The sequence below is a fragment of the Hymenobacter lapidiphilus genome (assembly GCF_013377885.1).
GTDB lineage: Bacteria > Bacteroidota > Bacteroidia > Cytophagales > Hymenobacteraceae > Hymenobacter > Hymenobacter lapidiphilus.
In genome coordinates this window covers 38,758-65,150 of record NZ_JABKAU010000026.1, presented here as the reverse complement: position 1 = coordinate 65,150, position 26,393 = coordinate 38,758, and the positions used below count along the sequence as shown (strand labels likewise).

The window sequence follows — 26,393 nt, the reverse complement described above, 5'->3', positions numbered from 1 at the left end:
TTTTGGCAAACGCTTGGCAGCTGCTCGGCACCAGGTGGCCAACTGGCCCCAATAGGGCCGGGCGAGTTTACGAAACTCGTCTACGAATCAACGTTTACGAAATGCACTAAGGAGATGAGTTTCGTAAACTCCTCAGTGTGTATCTGGGTGAAACGCGGGATAGAGCGTAGCCAGGTCCAGCACCAAGAGGTAAAGCGCTTCTAGGGGCTGGTGAAGGAGCTCAACCCGCAGCTGGAGCAGGAGGCGCAGCGCCAGGTGGCCCAGCAGCGTATCCACCAGGCCGGGCAGCAGCACAGCTGCGGCGGTGGAAGAGGTATGTAGAACCTCTCTTATCGGACCTTATCGAAGAGGCTCTAGATGTTCTGGAGGATCACCACACGGGGGTGTCGGTCGTTTAGATTATGATCCACCCTTCTTGGATGAACGTCAGAACTGCGCCTTTGAGGAACGTTTCTAAGTCCGTGTTCTCCGTTGCTTGGCTATTCTTTACTTCAAGGACGTAGACAGTGGGATTAAGCATCAAGGGCTCAAACGACCAGAACACCAACCGCCGCCGCTGGGGCGAGTTGGTCGCATGGGGAAGTTCTCGAAAGCAACATATGTTCTGAAAGGAAAAGCCCGCCACATGTGGATACAGGATGCCTTCGGTCAACAAGGGGCGGAACGCCGGATTTAGCTCCGCCATAAGCGTATCGCGGGCATAGCTAAGCCGGTACTTGCCTTCGCCCGAACTGACGAGAATCGGGCCCTTAAACCTAGCGTATTCGTGGTAGAGGTACTTTTCTTGAAACAACTTTCTGGCCCAATACTCGTCTTGCTCACCCGCCGTTGCAAAATGACCCTGTTCCGGAACCCGTTCATTATCCACGGCACGCTTCTCCAAGGGCTGCTGGGCCCTACAAGCGCCAGCGAAGGAAATTACTAGCAAGAGAAATAAACCCCGGTTCATATTCAAAGGCGATAGTAGTAATCCCCTAAAGATACCATCTTGGCGGAAGAAGGAAGCCGGCCCGTTGCTAGCGTTCAATTTTAGGTTAGAAGAAGGGCCCTTGGCCTACTGGACTTCCACGGTAAAAGTGCTTTTTTGCTCAAACAGCTTCTGCTTTTTCATGGTGCCGGGTTCGAGAGCAAGGGCGCGGGTGTGCTGAGCGAACAAGTCGAAATTGTTGGCCTGGCCGTCGTTAATGGGGTGTTGTTAAACAAGGGGCTTAGGAAGCAAACCGACTTATAGGGGTTGCTGTCGGAGCAATTTCAGCAAGGATTTGTAGAGGTCCTGCTGGCGGTGATTAAAGCGAAATTCACACTCTTTCAGATGCAGCAAAAACAACTCTTGGCGCAGGCCACGAAACTGCTGGAGCCGGGCTTTCGCGAAGCCCCAAAACGACTCGATGCCGTTGATGTGGGCTGCACCCTGAACGAACTCATCCTGGCCGTGATGCACTCGAAAGTGGCGGTCATAGCCCACATCCACTAGCCCGTCATAGCCGCGCCAGCCATCGGTATTGACCATGGCCGAGACGTCCACTTTGCCCCGGATAATGGCTTGTAAGGTCTTTTTCTGACAGTTTGGGACAATTTCTGTGTACACCTGCCCGCCCCTTTTGAACAAGCCAAAGACCACCGTTTTGCCCCCTGCTCCCCGGCCCCGCTTGCCCCGCACCCGGCGCGGACCGAAGTAACATTCATCCAACTCGACCGCGCCGGCCAGTTCGACCGGCACGCGGCATTCGGCCTGCATGCGGCGGCGCAGCCGCAGGTAAATCGTGTTGACGGAGCGAGTGTTTAGCCCCGTCAGCCGCGCCGTGTCAGAGGCCGTCAAATCCAGGGCAAACAGGCGCAACAAATAGCGGAATTTGACCTCCGATATTTTTGCAGATTTGCAGTAGCGGTTAACTTGCTGCATGAAAGGAAGTTACAAAGGTTTTGAACGCCTTTGCTTCCTAAGCCCCTTGTTAAATAGGGCGCTAATCATAAAAATCGGGCAGCTGGGCGCCCGAGTCGGAGGTTTTCCCTATTTGTTTAGCAACACCCTACTTGCCCCACGATTTACCGCCCTGGCCGGCCGTGTACCAGCAGTGGGCTCGCTGGCGCGATAACCGATGTTTCGAGCACCTGCTGGCTGATTTGCGCGAACTGGCGCGGCTGCTAGCCGGCCGCCAGGCTGAGCCCACGGCCGTGATTCTGGACTCGCGCACGCTGCAGAGCCCCCCCGAAAGCGGGGCCCGCGCGGGCTACGACGGGGCCAAACGGCGCAAGGGCAGCAAGGTCCATGTCGCTGTCGATACACTGGGCCATCTGCTGGCGGCCGTCGTCACGCCGGCCAACGAACCGGACCGCGGGCAGGTGGCGGCCCTCTGCGAGCGGGTCCAGCAGGTCACGGGGCAGAAAGTCGAGGTGGCCTATGTCGACCAGGGCTACACGGGCGAAGACACCGAGTACGCGGCAGCGGTGCACGACATTGATCTACAAGCCATTGCCAAGCCAGCGGGCCAGACCGGATTCGTGCTGCTGCCACGCCGCTGGGTCGTGGAGCGCAGCTTTGGCTGGGCTGCTCGCTTCCGCCGCCTGGCCCGCGACTACGAGCGCTTGGCGCTGACCATGCAGCAATTCCACTTCCTGGTCTTCGTCGGCTTGTTACTAGCCAAAGGCGTTTTTCAGCCATCTAGTCCACAACAGGCTCTAGCAAGCTTGAAGAAGCGCTTTTCCATGTTGGCAAGCTCCACATGACTGCGTTTTGACACAGCAATGGGGGTATGATTCAATTAAACAAGACAGTTTAGCTCATGAGCAGCCAGCTAATAGTTCATCTATTAAGTATTAAGCGTTTTTCTGGTGGTTGGACATCTTCGAACACCAGCGGTTTTGCTTTTGCAGGAATAAGGACCTTTCTTGCGTGCTTAATTCCTCCCCGTAGAAGAATGGTTTTACAGAGAGGTGCGGAGAGACCGGCTCGATGAAACGCCGGCAGTCCCCTGCCAAGGCAGAACGGGGCCAACTCCTGGACATACAAAAACAAGTTGCCGTGAAAACTTTCAACAACTCTCGCCTGCACAGCACCGCCGCCTTTGCTTCAGTGCAAATGTGTTGTTGCATGGCGTGCACGTCCGTCTGTCTGACAGCGGCTGTGGGTTGTTGTGCCTAGTTTCATTTCCACCTGGCCGGTCTAAAAATCCAAACGCGCTGATAAACAAGCGGCTGGATTAGGTTATACTCTGACTACTCCCGGCGTAGTCTGCCTAAGCCAGCACGCCTTGTTTTCGTGCCTGGGGCTCCCCTTTCCAAACCGGGCTTTCGCCAACTCCCACCCGGGAAAGCCGCATTCAGCTTGTACGCATGCACCTCGCAACTGAGGCGCTGGTCGATGACCTACGCCGCTACTTGGTGGGCCAATCCGTTTCCGAGACCCTGACTTTGCTGGCCGAACACTTCCCCGGCACGGCCTCGTTTTCAACCTCCTTTGGCCTCGAAGACCAGATTATCACCCACTTCATTTTCGAGAACGACCTGCCTATCCGGGTGTTCACGCTCGATACGGGCCGCAATTTTCAGGAAACCTACGCAACCTGGAACAAGACCCTGCTGCGCTACGCCAAGCCCATCGAGGTGTTTGCGCCGCAGGCCGCCAGCGTGGAGCAACTGCTGCTGGCCAAGGGCCCCAATAGCTTTTACGAGAGCATCGAAAACCGCAAGCAGTGCTGTCACATCCGGAAGCTGGAGCCGCTGGGACGGGCGCTGGCGGGCCAGAAAATCTGGGTCACCGGCATCCGCGCCGAGCAGTCGGCCAACCGCCAAATCATGTACCCCGCCGAGTGGGATGCCGCGCACCAGCTCATCAAAGTGCATCCGGTGTTCGACTGGACCTGGGAGCAGTGCCATGACGTCGCCCAGCAACACGGAATTCCGGTCAATCCGCTGCACCAACAGGGTTTCGTGAGCATCGGCTGCGCGCCGTGCACCCGCGCCATCCGGCCGGGCGAGGACTTCCGGGCCGGCCGGTGGTGGTGGGAAGACCAGGTCGCCAAGGAGTGCGGCCTGCATGCCACCGCCCCGTCCCAGGGCCTCGACCCGGTAGCAGGAGCCGGCAAACGCTCAGACTAGCCCCTTTCCGCAATTATCACCATATGCCGGGCTTCTAAGAGCCCGGCAGACGTACATCGCAATGACTAAAAAAGCACTAGACTACCTCGACCGGCTAGAAGCCGAGGCCATTCACATTCTGCGGGAAGTAGCCGGGCAGTTCGAACGGCCCGCGCTGCTGTTTTCGGGCGGCAAGGACTCCATTGCCCTCACGCGCTTGGCCGAGAAGGCCTTCCGGCCCGGCCGGTTTCCGTTCCCGCTGGTGCACATCGATACGGGCCACAACTTCCAGGAAATCATTGCTTTTCGCGACTCCCTGGCCGCTTCGTTGGGCGAGAAGCTAATTGTGCGAAAGGTGGAAGACACCATCCGGGAGCGGGGCCTGCGCGAGCCGGGCGGCAAGTACCCTAGCCGCAACCCCCTACAAACCTACACGCTGCTCGATGTGATTGAGGAATTTGAGTTCGATGCCTGCATCGGCGGGGCCCGGCGCGATGAGGAGAAGGCCCGCGCCAAGGAGCGGATTTTTTCGGTGCGCAACGAGTTCGGCCAGTGGGACCCGCGCCGCCAACGCCCCGAGCTGTGGAACATTTACAACGGCCGCATTCAGAAGGGCGAGAACGTGCGCGTGTTTCCCATTTCCAACTGGACCGAGCTGGACGTGTGGAATTACATCCAGCGCGAGAACATTGCGCTGCCCGATATCTACTTCGCCCACGAGCGCCAGTGCGTGGTGCTGCCCAGCGGCCAGCTGCTGGGCCTGAGCGAGCACCTGCACCTCGACGAAACCGACGAAATCGTGCGCCGCCGCGTGCGTTTCCGCACCGTGGGCGACTCCACGTGCACAGCGGCCGTGGAAAGCGACGCCGCCTCCGTCGACGACATCATTCAGGACCTGCTACAGGCCAAAGTGAGCGAGCGGGGGGCCACCCGCCTCGATGACAACCTCTCCGAAACGGGGATGGAAGACCGCAAACGCAACGGCTATTTCTAAAAAATGATGCTTGGCTATTGGGGCTTAGTGCTTGGTTTTCATCGAGCAAAAGCCTCTAATGCAAACAAACCAATCACCAGGCACTAACAACTAAGAACAAAAATGGACCTTCTCCGATTCATCACCTGCGGCAGCGTCGACGATGGCAAAAGCACGCTCATTGGCCGCCTGCTCTACGACAGCGACGCCGTGTCGCTGGACGTGCTGGCGACGCTGGAAAAGCGCCGCCACGCCAGCGGCGCCGTAGACCTGGCCCTGCTCACCGATGGCCTGAAGGCCGAGCGGGAACAGGGCATCACCATCGACGTGGCCCACAAGTACTTCACCACGCCCCGCCGCAAATTTATCATTACCGACGCGCCGGGCCACGTGCAGTACACCCGCAACATGGTAACGGGCGCCTCGAATGCCTACCTGGCCATTGTGCTGGTCGATGCCCGCCACGGCGTGATCGAGCAGACCCGCCGCCACACCCTCATTGCCGCGCTGCTGGGCATTCGGCACTTTGTGCTGGCCGTGAATAAGATGGACCTGGTAGACTACGATCAGGCCGTGTTCGACCGGATTGTGAGCGACTACCAGCGGGTAGCCCAGCAGCTCCGGCTGGCCCAGGTAGTGGCCATTCCGATGAGTGCCCTGAACGGCGACAACGTGGTGCGGCACTCGCGGCAGTTGGCGTGGTACGAGGGGCCCAGCTTGCTGCAACACCTGGAAAGCGTGCCCGTACCAGCCGATGCTAACCCCAACGAACCCCGGTTCCAGGTGCAGTACGTCATTCGGCCCCAGACCGAGCAGCTGCCCGACTACCGGGGCTACGCCGGCCGCATTCAGAGTGGCACCTACCACGCCGGCGACCAGGTGCGCATCTGGCCCTCAGGCCTTGAAACGGTGATTGAAGCCATTGAAGTGAACCAGCAGGAAGTAGCGACGGCCACCGCCCCGCAGGCCGTGGTGCTGCGCCTGCGCGACGACGTGGACGTGAGCCGCGGCGACACCATCGTGCCCACAACAGCCCATCCGGCCGTGACGCGCGCCCTGGAAGCCATCCTGTGCTGGATGCACGAACGGCCCCTCAAAGCGGGCCGCAAGCTCCTAGTGCAGCACCACAGCGCCGTTGTAAAGGCCTCCGTGACGGCCATCGTGTACAAAACCAACGTGGCCACCTTCGAGCACCACGGCGCCGATGCTGCCCAGCTTAACGACATTGTGCGGGTGCAGCTGCGCACGGCGCTGCCGCTGGTAGTGGACTGCTACCAGCAGAACCGCGTCACCGGGGCCCTGATTCTCATCGACGAGCAAACCGGCGAAACCCTGGCCGCCGGGCTGGTTACCGAAACCGACCCCGAATTTTTTGCCAGCCCCGCACCTGCCGTTGCCGTTTTTTTCATTTAATAGTGCAAATTTCCCAGCGCCAAGTCCTGCTTTCCGCTCACGCTGCTGAGCGCAAGCCGCAGGAAGGCTTCGGCAAGGTGGGGGTGCACCAGCGCTGCGTGGCCGCCGCCACCCACGGTCAAAACTTCCACGCCTGATTTGTGAAATTTCATGGCCGTAGACCCCATTGCCTTTTCCGATTCCGACCCGGTCGATTCCGGGCCGCTGCCCGGCTTACCGCCCGCCCCTGAGGCCTTGTTCCCGATTTTTCTGAAGCTGGAGCAGTTTCGGGTGTTGCTGGTGGGCGGCGGCAGCGCGGGCCTGACGACGCTCACGGCCATTCTGCGCAACAGCCCGGCTATCGCCGTAACGGTGGTGGCGCCGCGCATGGTGCCCGAGCTACAAACGCTGGCCGACCAGCACCCGGGCGTGCAGCTGCAGGTTCGACCCTACGACGACGACGACCTGGCGGGCGCCGACATCGTGTTCGTCGCCACCGACAATCCGGTTCTCAACCAGTACATCCGAACTGCCGCCGCCGCCCGGCGCCTTCTCACCAACGTCGCCGATGCCCCCGAACAGGGCGACTTCCACCTCTCTTCCGCGGGGCAGTACCTACCCATCACTGGCCAGCACCTGCAGGAAGATTTAGGACAAAAACCCGAGTTTGCCAACGCCACAACGGCCGAGCCGGCCGATGGTCCGCGCTCCGAATCGCTGGCTACCGCCTATTGGCGGCGCATTGCCATGGGCGCGCTTGGCGCGTTGACGGTCTTCGTACTGGTCACTGTTCTTGTCTACTACTTCGGCCTCGGGCAGGTCGTGGCGCTGTTTAAAAGCTCCGGCACCTTTTGCACATTCGTGGCCGTTGGCTTCCTGGCGCAGCTCATTGACGGGCTGATGGGCATGGGCTACGGGGTGGTCTCGGCCATCAGCCTGATGTCGCTGGGGATGAGTCCGGTGTCCGTAAGCGCCAGCATTCATACAGCCGAGGTGTTTGCCTCAGGAGCCTCGGGCTACCATCATTACCGTTACGGCAACGTCAACAAGCACCTGTTCCGGGTGTTGCTGCTGCCGGGCATTGCCGGCTCGGTGGCGGGGGCCCTGCTGCTGGCCCACTATGGCGAGCATTATGCGAACTGGATAAAGCCACTGCTGGCGGTGTACCTGTTGATTCTGGGCTGGCGCATTCTCAGCAAAGCCCTGCGCCGGCAGCGGGAAAAACGGCGCCGGGTAAAGTACGCCGGCTGGCTGGCGGGCGCCGGGGGCTTCCTCGATTCCTTTGGCGGCGGCGGCTGGGGGCCGCTGGTCACCAGCACGCTCATTGCCAACGGCCGCACTCCCCAGTACGTCATCGGCACGGTGAGCCTGGTGGAGTTCTTTGTCGCCTTCGCCAGCGCCTTCACTTTTTTCACGCTCATCGGCATCTCGCACTGGCAGATTGTCGCCGGCCTTATTGTGGGCGGGGTGGCCGCGGCGCCCATAGCGGCCAAGCTTGCCGGGCGCATTCCCGTCCGCTGGATGTTCCTGGGCGTGGGCATGATGGTGATACTCTGGAGCCTGTGGGCCCTGCGCAAGATGGTCTGAAGCTACTTCGCCGCGTGGGCTGCGTGCTTGGTTCGCGTTGTTTAACCTAGTCCAAGCTCCTGCCCCGCCCGGCTCTGCAGATGCCAGCAGCCACTGCTTTGCAGATGGTAAAAAGGCAGGTAAAACGGGCAGGCCGAATATTCCGGTCCGGGACTCAGCAGTCGGCAGTACGCCCGGAAGGTGGCAATCAGCTCGGACGTAATCCGGATCTGATTGTCGCGAATGCTGCCGTCTTCCACGCCTTCCAACACGGCCAGCAGCAACGCCGGCTTGTTCGGAGCCTCCAGTCATATCCCCCCGCTGTGCGGGCATCAACTCTGAGCTTGGTCAACTTGCTTATGTAGCGGGTCAGGTGGCTCACGGAGGATTAGTAGCGCAACTCAAAAGTAGCCAATCAAGGCAAACCAGACCAAACGCGCCCGTCTCAGCCGCCCGCTGCAACTCACCCCACTTCTCCAACCGGCCCAGCATCGTGCCCCGCCTATGCTCCGGCCACGACCGGGCATCCTCACCAGCACGAGAATTGACTTGCGCGGCGCTACTGCACCACCAGGCGCGTAGCTAGCTGCGTGGGACCGGCCAGCAGCAGGCAGGTGTAGAGGCCCGGAACCAGCCGCCAATCAGCAATGCGGGGCTTGTGCTCGCCAGCCGCTTGCCGGCCCAGGCGGCGGCGCAGCAGTCCACGCCGACCGCAGACGCCAATACACCAACTTTGCCTGCCGGGCCCGCATCGACCAGGCAGGGGGCATGCCCAGCTTCAGCCGCCCCGGTAACCCCTACGACAACGCCCAGGCAGAGGCCGGGTGGAGCTCGCTCAAAACTGAATTGCTGCCCCATAGCACCGCGTTTGCCTCCCTTGAAGAAGCCCGCCTGGAGGTGGGCCACTACCTCGACGTCTACTTTAACCTACACCGCCGCCATTCTGCGCTAGGCTACTGCTCCCCCCACCAATTTGAACAGGACCTGAAAACAACCCTACCTTAGCGTACTGTCCGTTTTTACTGGACCACCCCAGTACCAGTTGCTGGGCGTTAGACCCAAAGAGTAAAACCGTTCAGCGAAACGGTCCGAAGGTAAACAGGCTTCGTTCAAAGTAAAGAGAGTAATTTTCAACGTTCGATAATCCTACCTCATTCGCTCTAATGACTAATTCCCGCTTTTCCCGCCGCGACTGGCTCAAGACGGCCGCCCTAGCTACCACCCCCGTACTGCTCGGTGCGTTGCCTGCCGGGGCTGGCACCACGGCTCCTGCTGCGGGCAAAACCCCGGCCCTGACGGCGGCGGAAATTGCAGCCGTTGAAGCAGCGATGGGCAAGAAGGGCACGTACGTGGAAGCCCAAGCCACCCACTCCACGCTGCTGCCGCGCAACGATTTAAAAGTCACCATTAAAGGCGAATCGGTGCCCATTCCCTTCGGCTTTGGGGGATGGGTCGCCATCAAGCACACGCTGGATGGCAAGTCGGCCATGCTGATGAGCGACACCGTGCTGCTGCAGGAGGAAGTCAATCCCCTTATGTCGGCCGCGTTGGCTCAGGGGCTCGAAATTGGGGCGGTGCACAACCACTTCTTTTACGAGGAGCCGCGTATCTTCTACATGCACATCCACGGCATGGGTAGCCCGGCTGAACTGGCCAGGAAGTTTGCCGCTGCGCTGAAAGACTCCAAACTCTTGCCCGCCAATCAGCCGAAACCCGGCGGCGCGGCCACTGTTGCCCAGCCCGGCAACAATGCCACGCCCGCCGCAGGCCCGCCCACTGGCAAGGAGCGGTTCGATATTGCAGCCTTGGACCAGCTGGTGGGCTATCAAGGCGTGGTCAACGGCCCCACCTACAAGTACACCGTGGGCCGAACCGACCTGCAATCCATTATGATGGGAACCGAGATGACGGCTGCCATCGGCCTGAACTCCTGGGCCGCTTTTGCTGGCACGCAGGCCGACAGCCACATTGCCGGCGACATTGCCATGTTGGAGGCCGAAGTAAACCCGGTCATTAAGGTATTGCGGGCCCATAACCTGGAAGTGGTGGCGGTGCACAACCATATGCTGTTCGACCAGCCCCGGATGATGTTCCTACACTACTACGGCCGGGGGGCCGCGGCGCAGTTGGCCCAGGGCTTTCGTGCGGCCCTCGACCAGTTGGGCAAGGGCAAAGCGCAAGGAATGCGGGGCGTGAAGGGCATGAAGCATTAGCCATGCACAGTTCATTTTAACGGTCCTGCCCGGAGCCAAACACCCCCGTGGTGGGCACGCCTTTCGTAGACGGGCGCCACCCGCGCGCTACCCGCGGGTGCTGCCCGAATCCGCCGCCCTCACATGAAGCCCCCGCTCACTTTTTAAGCCGGCGAAACAAGTACTCGTGCCCGGAGGCCGCGGTGCCGGGGGAAGCCTGCACCAGTTCCCAGCCGGCGGCGGTGACCGCGGCCAGGTGCTGGTTGACGAGCTCCAGGTTTTGCCGGTAGGTGGCCACGAACTTGGCGCGGTTGTTCGTGGTCGCGCCGGGCAACCGCGCCAGCTGGACTTCGGTCTTGCCGTCAAAAGCCGGCGCGAACAGCAGCTTGGCGTCGCTGTCCTGTTTTAGTTCCGCCACCGTCAGGAACTCGTAGGCCGCCACGGGGGCCGATTGGGCAAAGGCGAAGGCCGGGGCCCCGCACAGGGCCAGGGCCAGGAGGGTCGTTTTCATGCCACTAAGGTAAAGGAGCAAACCCGTCCGCTTTCCACGGGGAAACATAATGCTAACTCATCGTTCCGCGAAAGGGTCCAAATAGCGAAACGAGGGTATGAGCAGCATCCATGAGTTGGAGGATTTGCCCTGTTTGTTTAACCGATGCACAAAATAAGAAAGAGAAAAAAAACAGCCTTATTTATAATGATTATGAACAAGGCTTGGAATTGTTTGTTCATCGCCGTTTCTTTGCACTGTTTAAAACCATTTTAAATAGTGATGCGCCTGTCTGCTTTTCTACGTTTTGTATTATTGAGTTGCCTGCTGGTGTCTGCCGTAATGGCACGGGCCTCAGAAGCGCCGAACAAAGGCATCATCAGTGGCGCGGTGCGCACACCGGACGGCCCGCCCGCCGAGTTTGTGAGCATCGCCCTAAAAGGCACCAGCCTGGGCCAGATGACCAACGGCAAGGGGCGCTTCATCTTCAAGGCCCCTGCCGGCAGCTACACGCTGGTGGCCAGCATGGTGGGCTACCGCGCCGTGGAGCAGGCCCTTACCGTAACGGCTGGCCAGACAACTACACTGGAATTGCAGTTGGATGCGTCGAATGAGCAACTCAACGAGGTGGTGGTGCAGGGCGTGGGCCAGAACCGGCCCTATGCCGAGCCCGTCAGTTCGTTGGCCACGCGCACGGCCACGCCGCTACGCGACGTGCCGCAGAGCATTCAGGTCATCAACAAACAACTCTTGCAGGACCGCAGCATCCAGACCGTGGCCGAGGCCACCAAGCTGATGGCGGGCGTGAATGCGTTTTCGTCAAGCCAGTACAGCGACTACGTGCTGCGCGGGTTTCGCTCCTCGCCCGGCAACTTTGCCTACAACGGCATCCGGGGCGACTTCTACCAGTTCGACCAGGCGGCTTTGACCTATAATCTGGAGCGCATTGAGGCCATCAAGGGGCCGGCGTCGGTGCTGTTCAGCGCCGGCAACCCGGGCGGCGTGATTAACCACGTCACCAAGCGGGCCCAGGCGGCGGCGCGCTACGAGGCCGAGTTTACCGTCGGCTCATTCAATCAGTATCGCACCATGCTCGATGCCACAGGCGCAGTGTCGAAGGATAACAAGCTGCTCTATCGCGCCATCGTCGGCTATGAGAACACCGGCCAGCTGGATAGCCGTCAGAAAATTGAAAATATCTTCCTGGCCCCGCAGCTGCAGTACAATTTCTCCGAGAAAACCTCCCTCAACTACGAGCTCAACTATTCGTATGACGACCGCACCATGGGGTTTCAACGAGGCGTACCGGCGCTAAAAATCGGCGAGGACCAGTGGCAGCTGGACCGCTACCCGCGCGATTTTTCGATGATTGACCCGCGCGGTTACAGCCGCAGCCGCGCCGTATCCAACCAGTTCATGCTCAGCCACGCGTTCACCGACAAGCTGAAGCTGAACGTGCTGGCCCGCAGCATGCATACCCGCCAGCGGCAGTTCGATGTGTCGCCGGGCGGTTTCAGCACCGGGGCCGTGAACGACTCTATCACCATGAACAACCGCCTCTGGACCCCCGACTACGCGGCCTACCAGAGCACCACGTACCTGACCTGGGACGCGAGCACCGGGCCGGTGCGCCACCAGCTGGTTGCCGGGGCCGACCTCACCAGCGACGGCCGCGACTACACCTACGCCACCGTGGCCAGCCAGCGCGTGAGCCTGCTGAACCAGGATTTTTCGTGGGCCACTTACGACGGCAGTCCCGTCGGCCTAGCCCAGGACGAATTTGCCACCTCGGTGCGGGAGCGCACCACGCTGCTGGCCGGCTACGTGCAGGACCAGATTACGTTCAGCCACAAGTGGAAAGCCCTGGTGGGCGGCCGCCTGGAGCGGCACTTTTTCCATAATCGCAGCAACAACCCCGGCACTGGCGAGCTGCTGGGCCGCGACACGCTGCGGGCCTTCGTGTTTTCGCCGCGGGCGGGCCTGGTGTTTCAGCCCAGCCAGCAAGTATCGCTCTACGCCAGCTACACGCAGGGCTTCCTGCCGCAGTACGGCAGCAACCGGGGCGGGGGCGGGCCGTTTGCGCCCGAGCGCAGCCGCCAGTACGAGGTGGGCACCAAAACCGACTGGCTGGGCGGCCGGCTCATCGGCTCGGTGGCGGCCTACTACATTCAGAAGTACGACGTGCTGGCCAACGACCCCACCGACGCCGACGGCCTGCGCCTGCGCCAGATTGACAACGTGGTGAGCAAGGGCATCGAAACGACGCTGCAAGGCAGCATCACGCCGCAACTGAACATCATTGCCAACTACGCCTACAACGACACGCGCACGCCCGGCGACGCGGGCTTCGACTTTAACGCCGCCGGCCGTTTCCCCAACGCGCCCAACCACAATGCCAACGCCTGGGCGAAGTACCAGCTGACCGGCGGCGTCCTGCGCGGCCTGCACCTGGGCGCGGGCTTCAACTACCTCAGCGAGCGGACCAGCTTCATCCCGGCGCTGGTGGTGCCCGGCTACACCACCTTCGACGCCAGCCTGGGCTACCAACGCGGCGGCCTTCGTACCAACCTCACGCTCAACAATCTGACCGATACCCGGTATTACCACGGCGTGTACGGCCCGGCCAACCTGTGGCCCGGCAACCCGCGCAGCTTCCGCCTCACGGTAGGCTATGTACTTTAAAGAGGTATGAGTTGTAAGGTATGAATTTGACGGTCAGATTTTTTAACCCACAACTCATGATTCATAACTCATAATGCCCAAGGCCACCAAACATGGATTCAAGTACTGGGCCGGCCGGCTGCACTTGTGGCTGGGCCTGGCCCTAGGGGCGGTGGCGCTGCTGAGCTACCTGCCAGCAGCCCTCTACGCCTGGGAGCCGGAGCTGACCGACTGGTACTACCACGACCTGGTGTTTGTGCCCGAAGTGGGCACGAGGCCCCGGTCGGCCACGGAGCTACTGGCCGCTGCCAAGGCCGCCGTGCCGGCCGGGCATGTGGTCAGCGCGCTGGAGCTGACGCCGGGAGCCGCCCGCGCCTACATCTTCCAGACCTATAAGGACAATCCGCAACCGGGCTGGACATACTTTTCGCAGCACCAGTACTGGGAGCAGATTTACGTGGACCCCTACACCGGTCGCGTGCTGGGCATGGTCGACGTGACCCGCAACTGGATTGAAAACCTGCGCGTGATGCACCAGCAGTTGCTGCTGCGCTACGACGTAGGCCACTTTATTATAGGCACGGCCACGCTGGCGCTGCTGGCCGCGGTGCTCACGGGGCTGGTGCTGTGGTGGCCCCGCAACCGGGCGGCGCTCCGGCAGCGCCTCACTATCAAAAGCGACGTACGCTGGCGGCGGCGCAACTACGATTTGCACAACGTGGGTGGCTTTTATGCCTACGCCGTCATTTTGCTGCTTGCCACGTCGGGCCTGGTCTGGTCGTTTGACTGGTGGGAAATGGGCATTTACCGCCTGCTGGGCCAAACGACCAAGCCCGGCTACGGAGCCCACGCCGCCGCCCCGGCCCGACCCCGCACCACGGCCACGCCGCTGGATGCGGCCCTGCGCCACCTACAAACCCAACGCCCTACCTGGACAAATATCTACGTCGCTCTGCCCGAAGCCGCTAGCAAAAACCCGCACGAGCTGGAAGGCTACGTAGACTACGACGGCGGCACGGCCTGGAACGAGTCGGACACCTACTTCTACCACACCGCCACTGGCACCGTCACGTACGCCGAGCCATTCGTGCAGAAAACCACGGGCGAGAAGTGGCGCAACTCTAACTACCCCATCCACATCGGCACCATTTTCGGCTGGCCCACGCGGGTGCTGGTGTGCTTGGCCACGCTGGTGTGCGCCTCGTTGCCCGTCACGGGCTTCCTGATTTGGTGGGGCCGCCGCCACAAAGCCCGCACCGCTTCCGCCTCATCCGTGGTGGGACGGCGGCGGCACCCGGTGGCACCCCAGCCCGTGTAAATTCGCTATATCCTGGAATACGCCGCCCGATGCCGAAACGCGATTAATTGATTTTAGCGTTGTTTTCCCTTCCTAGTTTCAGGTGTTTGCCCTACTTTGGAGAGCACCAAAAAGTTTGGGCAATCCCGTTCTAGGCGAAGCAGCTAGTCGCTTCATTTCTATCTGGGGCCGACCGAAAAACAGGACTGCCCCACACTTTTTGATTCTCTCGCGTTGCCGAATTAGGCCATGCGGGAGAACTTTTTGTCGCTTTACCGCGCCATCTCTACCCTAGGTGTATAGTCCCAAAGAGTGCTGGTGTATTTTTCGGGCTGGAATTTCGCACAGACCTATGCGACAAGTACTTTACGGCAGCGCCCGCTTGAGCGGCGGCGATACGGCGTGCTATCCAACACCGCCAGCAAAGTCTACAAAGCTTAGCCACGCGCTACAGCATCAACCCGAAAACGGTGGCCATCAGCCGCCTGCTCCTGAACGAGGACGGGCAGTGCCCCCCGAAAAAGAGATTCAAGCACTACCCCACCCCGGGCTACCTGCACGTTGACGTCGCCGAAGTGCGCAGCGAAGAAGGCCGCCAGTACCTTTTCGTCGTCATTGACTTCAGCCAGCAAAGTGGCGTTTGCCGAGCTGCACCCGCGAGCCAAGCGCACGGTCGCGGCGGACTTTCTGCGGCGGGTGCTCGACAAGCTGCCTTATAAAGCCCATACCGTGCTGACGGACAACGGGGTGCAGTTTACGCCCCAAGCGCACCAATTCCTGCCGGGCGGGCACAGCTTTGACCGCATTTGCCGCGAGTATGGCGTGGAACACCGCCTCACCAAGCCCGCCCACCCGTGGACCAACGGCCAAATCGAGCGCATGAACCGCACCAGCAAAGAAGCCACGGTCAAGCGTTTCCACTACCAGAGCACCGACGAGCCCAACGAACACCTGCAAGCCTTTTTGCTGGCCTACAATCATGCCAAGCGCCTGAGGACCTTGCGCGGGCTAACCCCGCACGAATTCGTCTGTGCTCAGTGGCAAAAGAACCCGGCTATCTTGACCCGAGATTCGACCCACTTTACGCTGGGACTATACACCTAGAGTTCGGTCAAATTAGGAGCCTCGCTATTCGATGGGCGCTTGGGGCGCGGTGGGGGCTGGGGAACCGGGCGGTACCTCCTGGCGCAAGGACTCGTTGTCCCAGCCTTCGTTCACTTCCCCTAAATTTTCGTTGGCGGCGTCGAAATGGAGCAGTTGTTCCAACTCCTGAATGCGTTGGCGGGCGGTGCTGAAGTAGGTTTTCCGGTCTTTGCGCACGGCTGCCAGCTCGCGCAGGGCCAGCTCGTCGTGGCGCAGGAAGGTGCGGGCGGCCCGTTGGGCATGGTAGGCGCGCACTCCCAGCAGGCGCAACGCATCCACACCCAGACGCAGGGAGCTGTCCACGGTTTCGCGGTACACGTCGGTCAGGCCGGCCTCAAAGAATTCGTAGGCGTCGGGCCGGTCGTGGGCCCGCACCAGGATGCGCAGGTGGGGAAAGTGGCGCCGCACCAGCGCTACTAATTCCAGCGCCCGCGCCGACGAATCGAGGGCAATGATGATGACTTTGGCTTGACTCGCGCCGGCCGAGTGCAGCAAATCGTAGCGGGAGGCGTCGCCGTAGTACACCCGCAGGCCCAACTGACGCAACGTTTCTACGCGGTCCGCGTCAAAATCCAGGACGGTGGTGCCAATGTCGTTGGCGCGTAAAAAACGCCCCACAATGTTGCCGTACCGTCCAAATCCCGCAATAATGACGGGATTTTTCTCTTCGATAGCATCTGCCTCCCGCTCCGGTGCCGCCGCTGGCCCCAGGCGGGGCTGAATCACCCGCTCGTTAAGCAAGAAAACCAGCGGCGTAAGGGCCATGCTAATAGCCACCACGGCCGTGGCAATGCTGGTAATGCGCTGAGTTAAAATTCCATTCTGGGTAGTGAAGGACAGCAGCACGAAGGCAAACTCTCCAATCTGACTTAATCCCAGTGCCAGCGTTACGTTCTGGGCCCGGTTGCCGGTGAAGCGTTGGCCCAATACCAACAGCACGGCCGTCTTGGCTAGCATAACGGCTACTACGGCCCCGGCTATCAGCCACGGATTTTCCCGGATTAGCCCAAAGTCGATGGCCGCCCCCACCGACATGAAAAACAAGCCCAGCAACAGGCCTTTGAACGGGTCGATGTCGCTCTCAATCTCGTGCTTGTACTCGCTGGTAGCCAGCACCACGCCCGCCACAAAGGCCCCCAGTGCCGGACTCAACCCCACCAGCTCCATCAGTACAGCCACGCCGCCCACCAGCAGCAATGCCGTGGCAATAAATACTTCGCGCAGGCCGCTGCGCGCCACCAAGCGGAAGATGGGCCGCATGCCGTACTTGCCCAGCCCCACCACGCCAGCTACCGCCGCCACCAACGCCAGGGCACGCAGCCAGCCCGGTGCTGACGCTAATAAATTATGATTGGCAGCCGACGCCTCGCCAGCCGCGGCGGGCTGAATAGCCAGCAGGGGCAAAATGGCCAGTATCGGAATGACGGCGATATCCTGGAACAGGAGCACGGAGAACGTGCCTTGCCCGGCCGGTGTGCCCAACTGATTTTGCTCTTTATAAGTCTGCAGCACAATGGCCGTTGATGACATCGCCAAAATAAGGCCCAACGCCACGGCTGGTTTCCACTCGATACCCACCACCATCGCCAGTCCTGCCAAGGCCAGCGACGTCATCACCACTTGCAGGCCGCCGAGGCCGAGTATCGGTGTGCGGAGCTTCCACAGCAACGCCGGCTCCAGCTCCAAACCCACCAGAAACAGCATCATCACGACGCCAAACTCCGCCACGTGCATCACGTCCTGGCCCTCGGCCCCAACCAGCCCCAGTACGGCCGGCCCAATGACCATTCCGGCCACTAAGTACCCCAGCACCGAGCCCAACCCGAAGCGCTTGGCCAGCGGCACAAACAGCACCGCCGCCGCCAGGTACACCAACGCTTGGAGCAAAACAGACTGACTCATAAAGCTGTGATTTAGTTGGCCAAATCGTTAAGAAATGGCGCTTGTAAGCTGGCATAATCGGTGGTTTGGCCCATGGACAGTAACGTAAGCAACTCGCGGTACCGAATGGCCGCGGCATCAATCTCGGCATCCGTAATGCGCAGGGAGCCGTGCACCACGAAGGGCGGCAGGTACTGCATCTGGCAGAGCCGGGCCGTCTGCTCGAAGGGGGCCAACAGCTGCTGGATTGTAAAGCGGTTGGCGCCCGTTTCCTGGTAGGCATCCTGCCGGCCGCCGGTGGTAATAGCGTTTAACATGCGCTTGCCAGCCAAGGCATTACCAGTGCGCCCGTAGGCCCAGCCGTGTTCCAGCACCAAATCTTCCCACTGCTTAATCATCGCCGGCGAACTATACCAGTAAAATGGGTGGTGCAATACCACAACCTCGTGGGCCAACAGCAGCTCCTGCTCCCGCTGGACATTGATGTCAAAGTCGGGATATTGCTCGTACAAATCATTTACCGTCACAAAATCCAACGATTCCACCGCCGCAATTAGCCGCCGATTTACCCGCGACTTCTCTAAGGCCGGATGCGCGAACTGAATCAGAATACGAGCCATAGAAAAGAGACGAGGGAAGCAAAGTGCTGAAGCAAGTTAGGCGATTCCCGGCCGGAGGACCTCTAAACGGTGGAAGCTTGGAAGGCGCTGTGTCGTACAATCTATGACGGTTTCCCGATTCATTGGCCTTGTAGAAACGCGGCTCTTCGCGTCGCGATGTTGAACGACTGAGCGAAATACCTTTAAATCGGGTTCGCCCTTTGGGGCATGGACCGACAAAATTTCGTTCAGGGAGTGCCCGATTGCCGAATAGGTTGGCGCAAAAAGCACCGTTTAGAAGATATTTTGGTCGTTGGCCTATGCGCGCATCGTCAGGCAGGATGGTTTTGAGAAAACCAAAGCGATTAGTTGCAAACGAAATCCGTTTACACCTCCGCCAGATAGCGGTGCACGAAGCTGATGGCCGTAGCCCCCTCGCCCGTAGCCGACGCCACCCGCGCCATGGCCCCGGCCCGCACGTCGCCGGCGGCGAAGATGCCGGGTACCGACGTTTCGAGCAGGTGCGGCTCGCGGGGCAAGCGCCAGCGTTGGCGGAAATCGGGCTGCAGCTGCACGTCGCGACCCGTGAGCACAAAGCCGTGCGGGTTCTTGAGCACTTCCGCCGGCAGCCAGTCCGTGAACGGCTTCGCGCCAATGAAAACGAACAACGTGGGGGCCGGCACGGTCTGTTGCTGGCCCGTGCGGCTGTTGCGCAGGGTCAAATGGGTCAGGCGGTCGGTGCCTGCTCCCGCTACCACTTCGGTAAAGCCCCGAATGGTGATGTTGGGCGTGGTCCGGATTTGCTCAATTAGGTAAGCCGACATGGTAGCTGCGAGGCTTTCGCCCCGAATCAGGATGATAACACTTCGGGCGACTTGCGAGAGGTACATGGCGGCTTGCCCTGCCGAGTTGCCCCCGCCCGTGATGTACACGTCCTGCCCCCGGCAGGCGCTGGCCTCGGTGGTCGCGGCGCCGTAGTACACCCCGGCCCCGGTGAAGTCGTGCACGCCCGGCACATCCAGTTTTCGGTAGTCTACGCCAGTGGTCACGACCACGCTTTTGGTCGTCAGTTGGGTGCCGTCGAGCAGGTGCAGGATTTTGTAGCCGTTCTGCAGGGCAATGTGGCCCACCTCCTGCGGGATGAGAAATTCCGCCCCCAGGCGCGTGGCCTGCACGGTGGCCCGCTGCGCCAGCTCGCCGCCGCTCAGGCCCGCCGGGAAGCCCAGGTAGTTTTCGATGCGCGAGCTGGTGCCGGCCTGCCCGCCCGGCGCGCGCTTGTCGATGAGCAGCGTTTTGAGGCCTTCCGACGCGCCGTACACGGCAGCGGCCAGCCCCGCCGGCCCGGCTCCGATGATGATGACATCGTACAAATCGGCCCCGGCCGTGGCGTGCAACCCGATTTTGGCGGCCACCTCCCCAATGCCGGGGCTGAGCAAGTAGCTGCCATCCTCAAAAAACAGCACCGGCAGCTGCAGCGGGTCGAGGCCGTTGAGGGCCACCAGCTCCTGGGCCGCCGCCGACGTCTGGTACTCCAGCCAGCGGTAGGGCACCAGGTTGCCGCTGAGAAAGTCCTTCAGCGCGTGGGCCTTGGGTGAAAACGGGTGGCCAATGAGCTTGAGGCCCACCAGCTCGGCGGTGTGCGTAAACTGCCAGGCTTCGAGCAAATCGTCGAGCACGGGGTAGAGCTTTTCCTCAGGCGGGTCCCAGGGCTTGAGCAGGTAGTAGTGTAGCTGGACTTCGTTAATGGCCTTGATGGCTGCCTCGGTGTCGGCGTAGCCGGTCAGCAGTACGCGTTGGGCCTCCGGGAAGAGCTGCCGCGCCTGGTCGAGGAATTGCACCCCGTTCAGGTCGGGCATGCGGTGGTCGGAGAGCAGCAGGGCCACCGCACGGCCCGTTTTCCGGAGCTCGGCCAGCAGCTCCAGCGCTTCAGCCCCCGTGGCCGCGCTGAGCACTTGGTACGTGGTTCGGTAGCGCTCCTTCAGGTCGCGGGCAATGGCGCGCAGCACCTGCGGGTCGTCGTCAATACAAAGAATAACGGGTTTGGTCATCGATAAAGAGCTTTTCTAACGTGTCGTTTCAGGAAGCTGCCTCAGGGAGCCGCGGCAATGGGCAGATGAATTTCGAACGCCGTGTGGCCGGGCTGCGAACGCACTTTGATGGCCCCGCCATGCTGGCGCACGATGCGCTGCACCAGGTCGAGGCCCAGGCCGGTACCGCGGCCGGGCGCTTTGGTCGTGAAAAAGGGGTCGAAGATGCGGGCCTGCACGGCGGGCGGAATGCCCCCGCCGTTGTCGCTGACGATGATGTGCGCGAACTCCCGGTCCCGGCGCGTGTGTACCCGCACGGTGGCCCCGGCCACGCCCTCCACGGCGTCGAGCGCGTTGTCGAGCAGATTGGTCCAGACCTGGTTCATCTCGCCCACCAGCAGCGGCACGGGCGGCAGGGCCGGCTCGTAGGCCTCTTCCAGGCGCACGCCCAGTTGCCGGAACTTGTGGGCCAGCAGCGCCAGCGTGTTGCGGATGCCCTCGTGCAGGTCCACCGGTACTTTATCCGGGGCCTGGTCCATGTGGGTGTACACTTTCACCGAACGGATGAGCTGCGTCATGCGGCCGGTTGCCTCGCGGGCCTCGTCGAGCAGGCGCCGGGTGTGCTCGTGGGCGCCGGCCCACTGCAGCAGCGGCCCCAAGGCGGCGGCCGGCACCCGCGCCGCCAGCGCGTCGAGGGCGGCCAGGGCCACGCCGCGCTCGGCCAGCAGTTCGCTCAGCGGGCCCGCTTCCGGCACGCGGTGTTCGGCGAGCCAGTCGGCCAGCTCGTCTTCGAGCTCCGCCCGGACCAGACGCGCGAGCACCGCGGCGGTGGCGCCAGCGAACAAGCCGGCCGCCGCTTCGGCGTGCGCCGGCGTAGCCGCCAGCACCAGCAGCTGGCCCAGCACGGCGGGCAACCCGGCGGCTTGCCGGCGCAGGGCCTCGGTGGTGCTGGCCAGGGCCGCGATGGGATTGTTGAGCTCGTGGGCCAGCCCGGCCGAGAGCTTGCCCAGGGCCATCATTTTCTCGTTTTGCTGCTGCTGCGCGGTGGTTTCGCGCACGCGCGAAGTCATCACGCTCACCAGCGCCTGGGTCAGCTCGAAGTGCTGGGCGGCCAGCTCCTGGGTGCGGATCTTGGGGAAGGCCAGCACCGTGCTCGACTCGGAGGCCTGCATGACGCCGCCCGCCGTTTTGATGCGCGAAAAAGGCAGGTAACCCGTCGCGTCGCCCGGTTGCAGCAGCAGAATATCCACGGCCGGTCGCAGCGGCTCAAACAGGTGCACGGTGCCCCGCAGCAGCACGTAGGTATGCTCGATGGCATCACCGGGCGCCAGCAGCCGCTGGCCGGCGGCCAGCTCCCGCAGCGAAGATGCGGCGACGAACCAGACCAGCTGCGCCCGGGGCACGGCGGCAAAAAGCGGAAATCCCGCCAGCATATCGGGTAGTTCGGCAAGCATAAGCAAAAGGGTATTGCCCGAGGTCGGACAAGTATGGGTGTTGTCAAACGAATAGGGCAAAACCTCCGACTCGGCTGCGCACCTGCCTGCTTTATTGATTAATATATTATCTTACAATGGATTACTTAGCATGGGGCAAGATTTATAGCTTTAACGTCCGTTTTCAGCATCGCCTTTCGATTGCGTTAAGACGCGTGTAAAACTTTCATCGCTCGACTTTCATCGCTCGCTATTCTTACGGCCAATTTGCACCTTATCAGCAGCATTCGGGCTGCTTCGCTCTCGAGTCGGAGGTTTCCCCCTATTCGTTTGACAACACCCTAAATTGAGAGAAAAGCAGGTAAGACTTCCTGTCCCATTAAAAAAAGTACCCGAGCCGGATGAGCGGCAGCCGGTCTTCTGATGAGATGCCGTACATGGCCGTTAGAACCAGCTGCTGAAACGGGGCCAGCCACAGGCCGCCGCCATAGCCGCGGTGCCAGGTTTCGGAGCTTTCGCCGGGCACCCATACCCGGCCGATGTCGTGGAATGCGAGCACGCCGAACGAGGCCGGGAAGAGGTAGCTGCGAAACTGGCCTACCTGCAGGCGCGCTTCGGTGTTGTTGTAGGCGCTCTGACGGCCGGCGAAGCGGGTACGGCGATAGCCCCGCAGATTGGAAAGGCCGTCGAGAGTAGCAGCCTGGAAGAACTCGTAGTCGCGGCTGAGCACGGCCGTGCCGCCTAAGCGGGTGGCCAGCGTGAGGCGCACGGGCACGCGCAGGCTGCGGTAGAGCGCCAGCTCGGTGCTGAGCTGCGTGAGCGGGCGGGCGGCGACAGTGAGGCCGCGCACGGCGCTTAGCTCGGTGCGCCAGGTGGCGCCCTCGGGCAGTAGCAGCTTGTCGGCGCGGCGGTCAAAAGCCAAGCCCACGGTGCCGCCAGCGTACGGTTTGTTGGCGAACAAGCTGCCCGGCGACAGGCGCGTGTCGGTGGTTTCGGCCAGGAAGCGGCCGGGGGTGCGCTCTACTTCGACGTTTTGATACACCGGCCCGCCAAAGAATTGCCAATGGTCGCCGAGGCGGCGCTGGAGCTGCGCGCCGAAGGCGAGGTTACGAAAGCGCACCCGGTAGTAGCGGATGTTCCGGTCCTGGTCGTAGGGGGTTTCGTTGCCCAGGCCGAAGAAGTTGCGCACGTAGTTGGGCGCCTGCACATCGGCCGTGAGCCGGACGTTATAAGGGCCCAGCACGTGGTTGAACTGCCCGGCATAGGCGAAGGAAAACGCGCCGGTGGCCAGGGCCACGCTGCCGGTGAGGCGCTGTGTGCTTTTCCAGGGCGTCTGGCGGAAGCCGGGCCTTTTCCAGAGTACGCCAATGCCCAGAAAAACCCCGTCATCGAGGCTGTACGCCAGCGGGTACACCGGGCCGGTGTAGTCATATTGAAACGCCCGGCGGTCGTAGGCATTCACGCCGGGCGCGTTGGAGCGCAGGTCGCGGGTTTCGGGGCCGGCGGCCAGGCGCATGCCCGGCGGCTCGTCGTACACGCGGGTGCGGCGCGGGCCGTGCCGCACGGTGGTGGCATCGGCCACGCTGTCCACGCCTTCGCCGCCGATGACGCGCACCAGCGGGCCGCGCGCGGCCTGGCCCCGTAGGCGAAACACGTCGTTGGCGCCCTGGCCGTAGAGGCGGATTTCGCGGGTTTCGGCGGGCTGAAACGTGCGCACGTAGCGCACCGGTCCGCGCTGCCCCGTGGCCGACAGGGCGGCGACCGTCACGCGGGTCGGCCCGTCCGGCTGGCGCTCCACTTCAAACAGCTCGCGCCCGTTGCTACCCACCACATCCACGTCGCGGGCCAGGAATTTATAGTACTGCTCAGCCCACCGGGGCAACTGCTCGCGGTGGGCCTTCAGCTTGGCCAAAATGATGGAACCGGACAGGCGATAAACGGAATCGGGCAGTTGGCGCAGGGCCTGTTCCAGCACGGCATCGGTCAGGCTGGTCTGCACCGAGTCGGCTATGACGCGCCAGTCGGCGGCGCTCAGGTTGGTGAGGAAATTACGGTCGAAGTAGCGGGCCTGGAAGTTGAAGGTGTTGACGTTGCGGAAGGAGTAGTCGAAGCCCTGAAACTTGGGCAGGGTGTAGTCGGTGCTGGCCCGGCGGGGCAGAAACCCCTGGTTCACAAAATACGCCTGGTCCCGGTCGCGGGGGGCCGCCCGGAACAGGCGGCCGCCGTCGGGGCGGCGGTAGGCCAGCCAGCGCCACTGGTCCTCGTGCCGGTCCCAGTCGGCCAGTACCATGTCCAGCAGGCGGGCGCGTAGCACCTGGCGCTGGTCCACGCAGTGGCGCGGGTCGGCCTGGAGCTGGTCGAGAACTTCCTCCGTGCTGTAGGCCTTAGGCAGCAGCTGGCCGGCAAAGGCTTTGGGCGGGGTCGGGTCGCGCTCCTCTAATAGGGCCAGGGTGCCGGCGAAGGCCCGCCGGTACGAGCCCAGGCGTGGGTCGTCGGGGATGAGCACTACCTGCGGGGTGGTGTGGGGCACGCCCGCAGCTTCGGCCAGCGCAGGTACTGTAAGGGCAGCGTAGGGGTGCGCGGCCGAAATCTGGTCCTGCACCACGCCGGCGGCCAGCGTGTGCTGCAAAAAGGTGGGCACGGCCCGGTCCACGTCTTTGCTAATGGAGCGCAGTACGTAGTCGCGGCCATCGGCCCCGCGCAGCCGCAGCGACTTGGTTTGCAGCCCGCCGCCGCGCTTGAGGGGCGTGAGGCCGCCGTGCGCGGTTTCCAGATTCAGCACCGGCACGGGCACGGCCTGCGTCCACTCGGCGCGGTAATTCGCACCCAGCAGCCACGTGTGCAACGCCCCGGCGCGGTACTGCGGGCCGGCCCGCACCACGGCCACGCTGTCGGGCCGGATGCGGCTTTGCGTGGTTGTGGGCACTAATGCGGTGGTAACAGGCTCCACCCAGCCGCGCCGGAACAACGCATCCCCCGCCGCACTGCGGAGCGTTAGCGTCACGCTGTCGGCCGGGCCGTAGTCGAGGCGGGCAAAGCCGGGGACGCGGGCCGTGAACACGGCGTTGCGGCGCGGGGTACGGCCGGCCCCCATCGCCCCGGCTCCGCTCACGAGGTAGTGATTTTGGTTGCCCGGTTCGAGGTATTGCAGGCTGCACTCATGGCCCCCGGCGTAGGTCAGGTTGGGGTAGCGGTCGAGCACGCTCAGCAAGGATTGGCGCAGCAGCCGGTTGCGGGGATTGGGCAGCACGGCCAGGGCGGTGCCGTAACCGGAGCTGAACAACGGATGATGGCCGGCCACCAGCACGTGCCGGCCCTGGTTGCGGCTGAGAATATCATCGAGCTGCACCACCACAGCGGCAGGGTCTTTGGCGTCGCAGGCCGATTCGTCGCCCGGCTTGTCCCAGGCGTGCAGCCACCATTGAGTGTCGAGCATCACCAGCGTGTGGGTGGCATCGAGGTTGATTTCGACGGGGCCGGGGCAGCCGCCCGTGGTCAGAAAGACGTTGCCGCGCCCCAGCTGCGCTTCGAGGTAGGCGGCCTGGGCGCGCACCCGCTCCCAGCCGCGGCTGCCGCCGGCCTGCCACTCCGCCTCGCCGGGCAGGCACACCACGCGCCCGGGGAATGCACGCAGAGCGGCCAGCAGCGGCTGCAGGGCTTGTTCGGCGGCGGCCCGGCCGGGCTCATGTTCGGCGGGCAGGCCTTTTTTAAGCAGGTTGTCACCAAGTACTACCAGCACGCTCCCGGGTCCAGCGGCCCGCGCTTGGGCCAGTAGGGCCGGCCACACGGCCAGCGGAGCCCCCGGTTCGGCGTGGCCCGTGCCGCCCAGCAGAAACACGGAAAGCGCGGGGGTGGGCTGCGCCGGCGTCTTTAAAGCCATGGCGCACAGCGCCAGCGTCAGCAGCCAACCTGTCATTTTGCCCGGCCACCGATAGCTAGCCGAGCCAGGACAAAAACCAAGGTAGGCAGTGATAGAATAGCCAGCCGAGCAAGTCATGATACCAGCGCTAAGATGATGAGCCAGGCCCCAGGGCCCTGTTTTCTGAAGGGGCCGCATCTCATTCACGGCCGGTTGGGCGGGCAGCTACTGCACCGATGGCCGCCAGTTGCCGGACCGAATGACGCCCCACGCACGCCCGCTCCCCGATGCGAAACGGGGCGCCGGGCCCCAGAAGAATCTCCAGCGCTGAATCTGCAGCGGGCCCTACTACCCCAGCCACCACGCGGGTCGGCCGGGCGGCCACCCACACCCGCACCGAGTCGCCGGGCCGGAGAATGCATGGGTAGCCGGTCGGGGGCAGCAAGGTGACAGCCAGGGTACGCCGCCGCGAGATGGTCGTGACCGGCGTGCTGGCCGTCAGGTACTGGCCCGTAGTGACCAGGTTGGCCCCCAAAAATCCGTCGCGCGGCGCAATGACAAAGCTGTAGTTGGTCAGCTTTACCAGCACGTCGCCCCGGTGCACGTACTCGCCCCCGGTGAAATAGAGCCGCTTGATGCGCCCGCGGGTGCGTGCCAGCAACGGCTCTGCCCCGCCCGCGCTGACCAGACCCGTGCTCGTGAGCAGCAGCGAATCAGTTATCGGAGAAGTAGGAACGCCGGCCGCCGCAACCAGAGCAGGGGTCATCCCCCATCGCCAATAAGCGACGGCAACTGAAAACAGT

18 protein-coding genes and 2 pseudogenes are annotated in these 26,393 nt (G+C 62.4%); 11 read left to right on the top strand and 9 right to left on the bottom strand.

The window, feature by feature from the left end:
* Nucleotides 1-394: 394 nt before the first annotated feature.
* Nucleotides 395-883, bottom strand: a complete 489-nt coding sequence (locus HW554_RS13865) for a hypothetical protein (RefSeq protein ID WP_176909180.1) — start codon at nt 881-883, stop codon at nt 395-397.
* 342 nt (nt 884-1,225) lie between these two features.
* Complete coding sequence (locus tag HW554_RS13860; RefSeq protein WP_176909179.1) at nt 1,226-1,903, bottom strand: IS1595 family transposase; 678 nt, start codon at nt 1,901-1,903, stop codon at nt 1,226-1,228.
* A 131-nt stretch (nt 1,904-2,034) separates the two neighbouring features.
* Here HW554_RS13860 and HW554_RS13855 point away from each other — a divergent pair.
* From HW554_RS13855 to HW554_RS13825, 8 genes and pseudogenes are all read left to right on the top strand, one after another.
* Nucleotides 2,035-2,727: pseudogene (locus HW554_RS13855) on the top strand (IS5 family transposase); the annotation flags it as partial.
* Nucleotides 2,728-3,333: 606 nt separating this feature from the next.
* Nucleotides 3,334-4,098, top strand: a complete 765-nt coding sequence (locus tag HW554_RS13850; RefSeq protein ID WP_176909177.1) for a phosphoadenylyl-sulfate reductase — start codon at nt 3,334-3,336, stop codon at nt 4,096-4,098.
* A gap of 61 nt (nt 4,099-4,159) precedes the next feature.
* Nucleotides 4,160-5,071, top strand: coding sequence for a sulfate adenylyltransferase subunit CysD (cysD, locus tag HW554_RS13845; protein ID WP_176909176.1), 912 nt, complete (start codon nt 4,160-4,162; stop codon nt 5,069-5,071).
* A gap of 102 nt (nt 5,072-5,173) precedes the next feature.
* Nucleotides 5,174-6,463, top strand: a complete 1,290-nt coding sequence (locus HW554_RS13840) for a sulfate adenylyltransferase subunit 1 (RefSeq protein ID WP_176909175.1) — start codon at nt 5,174-5,176, stop codon at nt 6,461-6,463.
* Between the two features lie 2 nt (nt 6,464-6,465).
* On the top strand, nt 6,466-6,600 hold the full coding sequence (locus HW554_RS20865; RefSeq protein WP_262889909.1) for a hypothetical protein: 135 nt from the start codon (nt 6,466-6,468) through the stop codon (nt 6,598-6,600).
* A 13-nt stretch (nt 6,601-6,613) separates the two neighbouring features.
* Nucleotides 6,614-8,029 (top strand): TSUP family transporter, encoded by a 1,416-nt coding sequence (locus HW554_RS13835; protein ID WP_176909174.1) that lies wholly within the window; start codon nt 6,614-6,616, stop codon nt 8,027-8,029.
* Between the two features lie 747 nt (nt 8,030-8,776).
* Complete coding sequence (locus tag HW554_RS13830) at nt 8,777-9,013, top strand: integrase core domain-containing protein (RefSeq protein ID WP_246285228.1); 237 nt, start codon at nt 8,777-8,779, stop codon at nt 9,011-9,013.
* 158 nt (nt 9,014-9,171) lie between these two features.
* Nucleotides 9,172-10,221 carry a DUF1259 domain-containing protein gene (locus HW554_RS13825; RefSeq protein ID WP_176909173.1) on the top strand — a complete coding sequence of 350 codons (1,050 nt, stop codon included), beginning with the start codon at nt 9,172-9,174 and terminating at the stop codon, nt 10,219-10,221.
* A gap of 136 nt (nt 10,222-10,357) precedes the next feature.
* Here the strand turns inward: HW554_RS13825 and HW554_RS13820 are convergent, their stop codons facing one another.
* Nucleotides 10,358-10,711: a hypothetical protein gene (locus HW554_RS13820; RefSeq protein ID WP_176909172.1), complete on the bottom strand. Its 354-nt coding sequence runs from the start codon at nt 10,709-10,711 to the stop codon at nt 10,358-10,360.
* Between the two features lie 321 nt (nt 10,712-11,032).
* On the opposite strand from HW554_RS13820, the gene HW554_RS13815 reads away from it, so the two are divergent.
* The 3 genes and pseudogenes from HW554_RS13815 (at nt 11,033) to HW554_RS13805 (ending at nt 15,752) form a co-directional block, all read left to right on the top strand.
* Nucleotides 11,033-13,372, top strand: coding sequence for a TonB-dependent receptor (locus HW554_RS13815; RefSeq protein ID WP_176909171.1), 2,340 nt, complete (start codon nt 11,033-11,035; stop codon nt 13,370-13,372).
* A 73-nt stretch (nt 13,373-13,445) separates the two neighbouring features.
* On the top strand, nt 13,446-14,669 hold the full coding sequence (locus tag HW554_RS13810) for a PepSY-associated TM helix domain-containing protein (protein WP_176909170.1): 1,224 nt from the start codon (nt 13,446-13,448) through the stop codon (nt 14,667-14,669).
* 331 nt (nt 14,670-15,000) lie between these two features.
* Nucleotides 15,001-15,752, top strand: a pseudogene (locus HW554_RS13805) (DDE-type integrase/transposase/recombinase).
* A 24-nt stretch (nt 15,753-15,776) separates the two neighbouring features.
* On the opposite strand, the gene HW554_RS13800 reads toward HW554_RS13805, so the two are convergent.
* From HW554_RS13800 to HW554_RS13775, 6 genes are all read right to left on the bottom strand, one after another.
* A complete protein-coding gene (locus tag HW554_RS13800; RefSeq protein WP_176909169.1) occupies nt 15,777-17,693 on the bottom strand; it encodes a monovalent cation:proton antiporter-2 (CPA2) family protein in 1,917 nt (638 codons plus the stop codon).
* 11 nt (nt 17,694-17,704) lie between these two features.
* Nucleotides 17,705-18,292 carry a glutathione-regulated potassium-efflux system oxidoreductase KefF gene (kefF, locus tag HW554_RS13795; RefSeq protein ID WP_176909168.1) on the bottom strand — a complete coding sequence of 196 codons (588 nt, stop codon included), beginning with the start codon at nt 18,290-18,292 and terminating at the stop codon, nt 17,705-17,707.
* Between the two features lie 365 nt (nt 18,293-18,657).
* A complete protein-coding gene (locus HW554_RS20995) occupies nt 18,658-20,319 on the bottom strand; it encodes an FAD-dependent oxidoreductase (RefSeq protein WP_176909167.1) in 1,662 nt (553 codons plus the stop codon).
* A 41-nt stretch (nt 20,320-20,360) separates the two neighbouring features.
* Nucleotides 20,361-21,752 (bottom strand): sensor histidine kinase, encoded by a 1,392-nt coding sequence (locus HW554_RS13785; protein WP_176909166.1) that lies wholly within the window; start codon nt 21,750-21,752, stop codon nt 20,361-20,363.
* Between the two features lie 358 nt (nt 21,753-22,110).
* The gene (locus HW554_RS13780) at nt 22,111-25,647 is read right to left on the bottom strand and encodes a metallophosphoesterase family protein (protein ID WP_176909165.1); all 3,537 of its coding nucleotides are present in this window, start codon (nt 25,645-25,647) and stop codon (nt 22,111-22,113) included.
* Nucleotides 25,648-25,789: 142 nt separating this feature from the next.
* Nucleotides 25,790-26,356, bottom strand: a complete 567-nt coding sequence (locus HW554_RS13775; protein ID WP_176909164.1) for an efflux RND transporter periplasmic adaptor subunit — start codon at nt 26,354-26,356, stop codon at nt 25,790-25,792.
* Between the last annotated feature and the right edge of the window lie 37 nt (nt 26,357-26,393).